Source organism: uncultured Porphyromonas sp. (assembly GCF_947254915.1).
Taxonomy (GTDB): Bacteria; Bacteroidota; Bacteroidia; order Bacteroidales; family Porphyromonadaceae; genus Porphyromonas.
This window is the reverse complement of the sequence record NZ_CAMYEZ010000116.1, coordinates 1-6,902: the sequence shown is the minus strand read 5'-3', so window position 1 is coordinate 6,902 and position 6,902 is coordinate 1. Positions and strand designations below refer to the sequence as shown.

The 6,902-nt window shown below is 51.6% G+C and carries 7 protein-coding genes and 1 tRNA gene; all 8 read left to right on the top strand.

The window, feature by feature from the left end; genetic code table 11:
• On the top strand, window positions 1-617 hold a 617-nt coding region (locus Q0X57_RS06995; RefSeq protein ID WP_297729510.1), incomplete at its 5' end, for a hypothetical protein.
• Between the two features lie 290 nt (window positions 618-907).
• A complete protein-coding gene (gene tyrS / locus Q0X57_RS06990; protein WP_297729507.1) occupies window positions 908-2,218 on the top strand; it encodes a tyrosine--tRNA ligase in 1,311 nt (436 codons plus the stop codon).
• A gap of 18 nt (window positions 2,219-2,236) precedes the next feature.
• On the top strand, window positions 2,237-3,292 hold the full coding sequence (locus Q0X57_RS06985) for a glycosyltransferase family 2 protein (protein WP_297729504.1): 1,056 nt from the start codon (window positions 2,237-2,239) through the stop codon (window positions 3,290-3,292).
• A gap of 18 nt (window positions 3,293-3,310) precedes the next feature.
• Window positions 3,311-3,946, top strand: a complete 636-nt coding sequence (gene udk / locus Q0X57_RS06980) for a uridine kinase (protein ID WP_297729502.1) — start codon at window positions 3,311-3,313, stop codon at window positions 3,944-3,946.
• Window positions 3,947-4,014: 68 nt separating this feature from the next.
• A complete protein-coding gene (locus Q0X57_RS06975; protein WP_297729512.1) occupies window positions 4,015-4,629 on the top strand; it encodes a trimeric intracellular cation channel family protein in 615 nt (204 codons plus the stop codon).
• A gap of 16 nt (window positions 4,630-4,645) precedes the next feature.
• Complete coding sequence (locus tag Q0X57_RS06970; protein WP_297729499.1) at window positions 4,646-5,662, top strand: L,D-transpeptidase; 1,017 nt, start codon at window positions 4,646-4,648, stop codon at window positions 5,660-5,662.
• 545 nt (window positions 5,663-6,207) lie between these two features.
• A complete protein-coding gene (rpsO, locus tag Q0X57_RS06965; RefSeq protein ID WP_297729497.1) occupies window positions 6,208-6,489 on the top strand; it encodes a 30S ribosomal protein S15 in 282 nt (93 codons plus the stop codon).
• Window positions 6,490-6,705: 216 nt separating this feature from the next.
• Window positions 6,706-6,778, top strand: a tRNA-Gly gene (locus Q0X57_RS06960).
• Window positions 6,779-6,902: the final 124 nt, after the last annotated feature.

The following is a 6,902-nucleotide window of genomic DNA, read 5'->3' as shown; positions in this document are numbered from 1 at the left end:
CTATAAATGAAATATATCATTATTATGCTGAGGGTGACCACGATTTCTATATAGTTTTTAATGTGTCATGTCATAGATTATTGCAAGAAGGTATTATAGAAGCTCTTGAAGCTTTCCCTGAAAAATTCGGTACTGGTAATGCAATGGATGTAGTAGATGCGCTATATGAGGGAAGTATATTCAAGAATCTTGGAGATAAAGATAGATTTATTGAATTCCTTGCTGAAAATGCCTGTTGCTACGTAGTATATACAAACGAAGAAGGGTTTGGCGATATCTTAAGACTTGACACCTTTCGTAAAGTAGATGAGCGTAATGGTAAGCAAAATGTATATGACTTTACAGGCGGTCTAATGCACGTACTCAAACATTTTTCATATGAGGGCAGAAATCTTGCTATAGGCAAAGATGTTCATGATTTATTCGATCTAGAACACCTTGTATATTTAATTGCCATGGCATTCCGATTAAAAGAGGGAGAAAAATGTATTTGGAAAGCTACTCAAGAACTAATAGAAGGTCCCATGCATGCAGTTTTCTACAAAGAAGAAGCGACGGGCTTTTACTTCCTTAAAACATATCATAGAGTAAAAAAGAACAGCAATTCCTCTCACTGACAAGAGGGAAAGAAAGAAAATACGCTTACTTTCACTCGCAAATATGTACCTTTGCAGGCAGTAAAAGTGAGCGTTCTTTGGCTATCCAAAACGATGTACTTCAAAGCACTCCGCTCATTTCTAAATCGTTACCTATCCGTTTCCATCCAAGCGGTAACCTCTTACTTCTCAGCCAGATAGCCCGAATCCGAAAAAACAACGGAGGAACTTTTCGGTTCCCAAGCGGGGAACGTCTATTAGCCAGTAATAATTCGTATCTTTGTGACCTAAGAAACAGACAAAGAATAACTATGAGCCACTCCTCACTGATTAGCGAACTGAAGGCGCGTGGAATGATTCATAACATCATGCCAGGCACCGAAGAGCAACTCACAGAGCATCTGACGACTGCCTACGTGGGCTTTGACCCGACGGCTGACTCGCTCCACATCGGTCACCTTGTCGGCGTGATGATGCTACGGCACCTGCAGCGTGCTGGGCACAAGCCGATAGCTCTACTGGGTGGAGCTACGGGTATGATCGGCGACCCCTCGATGAAGTCTCAGGAGCGCAACCTCCTAGACATGGACACGCTCCGACACAATCAGGAGTGCATCGGTCGGCAGCTGGGGCACTTCCTAGACTTTGAGTCGGACGCTCCCAATAAGGCGCTACTGCTCAACAACTACGACTGGATGAAGGACTACAGCTTCCTCAACTTCATCCGAGACATCGGTAAGCATATTACGGTGAACTATATGATGGCGAAGGATAGCGTCAAGCGTCGTCTCGAGGCGAATGCCGAGGCGGGACTCTCCTTCACCGAGTTCTCCTACCAGCTTCTCCAGGGCTACGACTACCTGCACCTCTACCGTGAGTACGGCTGCCGTGTGCAGATGGGTGGATCCGACCAGTGGGGCAACATCACGACTGGCACGGAGTTGATACGTCGCATCGATGGTGGCGAAGCCTTTGGCGTGACTTGCCCGCTCATCAAGAAGGCGGACGGCACGAAGTTTGGCAAGACGGAGAAGGGCAATGTCTGGCTAGATCGTCGCTACACGTCGCCTTACACTTTTTGCCAGTTCTGGCTCAACGTCTCGGACGAGGACGCTGAGCGCTTTGTCAAGATTTTTACCAGCATCCCTCTAGAGGAGATTGATTCGCTCATAGAGCGTCATCGTCAGGCTCCGCATGAGCGCCTCCTCCAGCACACGCTTGCAGAGGAGCTCACGGTCATGGTGCACGGACGTGAGGACTACGAGCAGAGTATGTCGGCTGGACAGATACTCTTTGGCAATAACACGCACGACCAGCTGCGCCAGATGTCCGAAGAGCTACTCGAGGAGGTGATGGCAGGCGTGCCACGCTACAACGTCGGACGGACGCTCCTCGAGCAGGCGGGTGGCGTCAAGCTGCTAGACCTACTGGTCGAGCATGCTCCGATCTTTAAGTCCAAGGGCGAGCTACGCAAGCTGATTGATTCGAACGGCATAAGCCTTAACAAGGAGAAGGTGGCTGACCAAGACTGCGTAGTCACCACCGACGATCTGATCGCTGGTCGCTATCTGCTGGTACAGCGAGGCAAGAAGAACTACTACCTCATCGTGGTATCTGCCTAGCGCTAGCAGGGTAGTGCTATGCTCCTCTCGGTCATTCTCGTCAACTACAAGGTACCGCAGCTAACCATTGAGGCGGTTCGCTCGGTGCTGGCCAGCTGTCGCCTGATTGATGGCGAGACTGAGGTGATCGTGCTGGATAATGCTTCGGGCGATGACTCGATGGATCGTCTCCGCACAGCTTTTGGCGGGGAGCCTAAGGTTAAGCTATTGGAGAGCCCGACGAATGGAGGCTTTGCTCGTGGCAATAACCAAGCCATTGCCGAGGCTCGTGGCGACTATCTCCTATTACTCAATCCAGATACGCTAATCGGGGAGTCGACGCTGTCGTACTGCTTGACCTTCCTCCAGACCCATCCCGAGGCGGGCGCTATAGGACCTCGCCTCATTAACCAGTCTGGGGCGATGCACCCCGAGAGCAAGCGGGGCGTGCCTACGCTGTGGCATAGCTTCTGTCGCTTGACACGTCTCTATCGCTTGGCACCTCGCTCTGCTTGGCTCAATGGCTACTATCAGGGGCATCTCTCGCCCGATGAGGTGCAGCAGGTGCCAGTGCTGACGGGCGCCTTCTTGATGATGAGGCGGGCACTATACCAAGCGGTGGGCGGACTGGACGAGCGCTACTTTATGTATGGCGAGGACATTGACCTCTGCTACACAATAGAGCGGGCGGGCTACCACAACTACTACCTCCCCACGCCAGTACTACACTACAAGGGCGAGTCGGAGCAGGCGGCCGATAGGGTACGCTACGAGGAGAACTTCTACGGAGCGATGCGCCTCTTCTACCTCAAGCATCAGGGACGCGGCTGGTGGAGCCGATGCGTGACCACGCCACTGGTACTGACTGCCATCAACCTGCAGCGTCGTCTGGCACGTTGTCGTCGCAAGGCGAAAGCTTCGCTACCACCATCGCACACGGTATCGCTGACGCTTGCCGAGCTGGTCGCAGATATAGATGCCTTCCCCGAGGGAACTCACCTACAGCTCTCGCTAGCGGGGGCTTCGTACGACTCTTTGCTAGAGACTATGGAGCGCTGTGCTACGCGGAGATACCTATTTATAGTAAATGCATAAGACTATTTCGCTGAAGCTATGAAGCACAAACCGATTATCATAGGCGTAGCGGGCGGTACCGCTTCGGGCAAGAGTACCTTGGTGCGCCGTCTGCAAGAGACCTTTGTCGATGAGGATGTCGTAGTCCTCAGCCACGACTACTATTATAAGGCGCACGACGAGCTGCCTCTAGAGGAGCGAGCTAAGCTCAACTACGACCACCCCGACGCTTTTGACACGAAGCTGATGTGCGAGCAGATTAGCCAGCTCTGCGATGGACACAGTGTGGAGCGCCCTGTCTACTCCTTTGTCAATCACAACCGCATCCCCGAGACAGTTCCCATAGATCCGCCTTGCGTGCTGATCATTGACGGCATCTTGATCTTTGAGAATGAAGAGCTCCGTGACCTGATGGATGTCAAGATCTACGTTCAGACGGACGACGATGTGCGCCTAGCCCGTCGTATACAGCGTGATGTCAAGGAGCGGGGCCGCAGTGTCGACTCAGTCATCAACCAATATCTCACGACAGTCAAACCAATGCACCAGCAGTTTGTCGAGCCCTCACGACGCTACGCCGACTTGATCATTCCCGAGGGAGGCTTCAACTCCGTTGCCGTGCGTCTGCTCATAGACAATGTGCGCTCGCTCCTATCCTCAAGAGCTAAGCATTAGAGGTTAGGGCTTAGATGTTGGATCAGGTATTAGGCTTTGACCTCTCAGCTTTCGTATGGTCTGAGGAGATGGTGACGAGGATTCTAGACTTCGTCGGCACTTTCGCCTTTGCCATCTCTGGGATTCGCTTGGCATCGACCAAGCAGATGGATTGGTTTGGCGCCTACGTGCTGGGTGTCACGACAGCCGTCGGAGGAGGTACGCTACGAGACCTCTTCCTAGGGGCAACGCCCTTCTGGATGCTCCAGCCCTCCTACCTAATCATCACCTTTGTAGCGCTACTCTACGTATATATCTTTAGGAAGATCGTGATTCGCACAGCGCCGACAGTCTTTATCTTTGACGCTATCGGACTAGGACTCTTTATGGTGGTGGGTGTAGACAAGACACTCGCCATGGGCTTTCCCAGTTGGGTGGCGGTCATCATGGGGACAGTGACCGGCTCCTTCGGAGGACTACTGCGAGACATCATCCTCAACGTGACCCCGCTCATCTGCCGCCAAGACATCTACGCCTTAGCTTGCATCGCTGGAGGTGTCATCTACACACTGATGCTTCACTTCGTACCTATAGATACGGTCTACGCACAGCTTATATCAGCTGGTATGGTTATCCTAATACGCATCTTGGCAGCGCACTATCATTGGCACCTACCTCAGCTCAAAGGGGTCGACGCCTCCTAGTAACTTAACCACTCTTATGAAAAACATTATGACCTTCCTACCGCTAGCTCTCACGCTCTTACTAGCTTGTCAACCCTCCACGGATAGCAGTGCCGAGGTTACGAACATGGACTCAATCATAGCCACAGACACGGTCGTGGCTGATTCACAGCCTGAGCTCACGGTAGAGCAGATTGTCATAGACCGAGAGCTCGCCTTTGACAAGTATACGCTCGAGGACTCTTACCAGTGCCAAAAGGAGACCCGTACCATCCAGTGGAATAAGATACGAGAGCAGCTCCTCCGCATAGAGGAGCTACAAGCTACGCCTCATCGGTGGGGCGTCTTGCAAAACTATAAGAACCTAAACGGCGAAGCTCCCCTCACGAAAGTGTGGTCTCGCGATAGCTACAAGCTAGTCTCCGACTCGCTCGGCGTGGAGCGCTATCAGGCGGTGCCACTCTACGCTTCCACAGACACTCTCACGCCAGAGCTTTATGGTCGAGACGGAACGCTTATAGCGATGACCGACACGCAGGGTAGCAACTTTTGGCAAGGACGAACCGAGTCCCCCGAAGCTGACTGGTATGTGCCAAAGCGCTACGTCAAGCTCCTGAAGCCCGATGTTACCTTCTCTCACGTTGTCGTAGTGGATCGTAAGAACCAACACATCATCACGCTGGAGCGTCAGGCACCAGCGCACTACCTCGTACGGAGCATCAACCCCGCCACTACGGGACGCCACAAGCCCCCTCATGCTAAGGAGACCCCTCTGGGCATCTTCCTCCTACAGGAGAAGAAGCCTAAGATGTTTTACACCAGTGACGGCTCAAGTCGTATCGCTGGCTTTGCCCCGTGGGCTAGTCGCTTCACTTGCGGAGCCTATATACATGGTGTTCCCGTAAACAATCCCAAGGGTAAGATCGTTGAGTACAGCCATTCGCTTGGCACGACGCCCCGCTCCCACATGTGCGTCCGCAACGCCAGCTCACACGCTAAGTTTGTCTACGACAACTGCCCCACGCTCGCCACGCTCATCGTCGTGATCGAGTGATCCGAGTAGCAGGGCTAACGAATTATATCTTTAGACTTCACCAACTACGCTTGGCGACAACTCTGGGATATGTGGATTGAGCCTGGGTCCGTAGCGCTATCCATACTCATACATCTTCACTAAGTCCGATATCTCTCGAGGAAATCGGGAATATCTACGGAGCAAACAGAAATTCCTCACCGAGGGACGAAATAAAACTTCGGAAGAATGAAATGAAACTTCGGAAGAAGCAAATCAAAGTTCCGAAGAATTTTTTCGTTTCCCGCTGGATAATCTAGAATATCTACGGATGAAATTCCCAATTTCCTCCACCTCCCCGACATCTTTCATAGAGGAGACTGTTGCAAAAGTCACATAGAGGCGTAGATACACTCGCCCGCTATAATGCGTCCGCCCTAACCTGAGCGGAGGCTACACTTGTGGAGTAAAAGATTATTTGTACCTTTGCAGGCGAAATACGTCGTCGTACTCATTGTCGCCCCATAGAGGTGGGGCATTGGGTGGCGAGGATGATATGAATGTCTCACAAATAACCTCATAACAAGATGTACCTAGACAGTACCAAGAAGCAAGAAATCTTCGCAAAGTACGGAGCTTCTGCACAAGACACTGGAAGTGTGGAGAGCCAGGTCGCTCTCTTTACCTATCGTATTCAGCACCTTACGGGGCACCTCAAGGAGAATAAGAAAGACTTCTCTACCTCACGTAGCCTAAAGATGCTCGTAGGTAAGCGCCGTCGTCTACTTGACTACCTCGCTAAGAAGGATATTGAGCGCTATCGTAAGCTCATCGCTGACCTAGGCATTCGTCACACGACGAAGTTCTAAGGCGAGCTTCTTGTCAAGAGCCAAAAGAGGCAATTCGACAAATAAACCCTCCGAGGCTATTGCAGATTCAAAAAGTTTTCGTACCTTTGTACTCACAAATCGGAAGGGCACTTTCATTACTCGCTGTAGTTAGGAAGAGCGATGGCTCTGAATAGGTTTTGAGTCTGAGACTCACGACATACAAGGGAGGGATATATAATAGGAAGTGACCGATATGCGGAAGTAGCTCAGTTGGTAGAGCACAACCTTGCCAAGGTTGGGGTCGCGGGTTCGAGTCCCGTCTTCCGCTCTCCGATACGAAAGATATTGGTTTAGAGTAAGAACAGATAAGCGTAGTGAGCCTTGGCTCCTACGCTTATCTTGTTGTATGACGGGCATGTCATACATCTGTGGTGAAAGTCCACGCGGGGCGT

Coding starts and splice junctions, on each gene's coding strand:
- tyrS (WP_297729507.1), top strand. CDS start 908: ATGAGCCACTCCTCACTGATTAGCGAACTGAAGGCGCGTGGAATGATT.
- Q0X57_RS06985 (WP_297729504.1), top strand. CDS start 2,237: ATGCTCCTCTCGGTCATTCTCGTCAACTACAAGGTACCGCAGCTAACC.
- udk (WP_297729502.1), top strand. CDS start 3,311: ATGAAGCACAAACCGATTATCATAGGCGTAGCGGGCGGTACCGCTTCG.
- Q0X57_RS06975 (WP_297729512.1), top strand. CDS start 4,015: ATGGTGACGAGGATTCTAGACTTCGTCGGCACTTTCGCCTTTGCCATC.
- Q0X57_RS06970 (WP_297729499.1), top strand. CDS start 4,646: ATGAAAAACATTATGACCTTCCTACCGCTAGCTCTCACGCTCTTACTA.
- rpsO (WP_297729497.1), top strand. CDS start 6,208: ATGTACCTAGACAGTACCAAGAAGCAAGAAATCTTCGCAAAGTACGGA.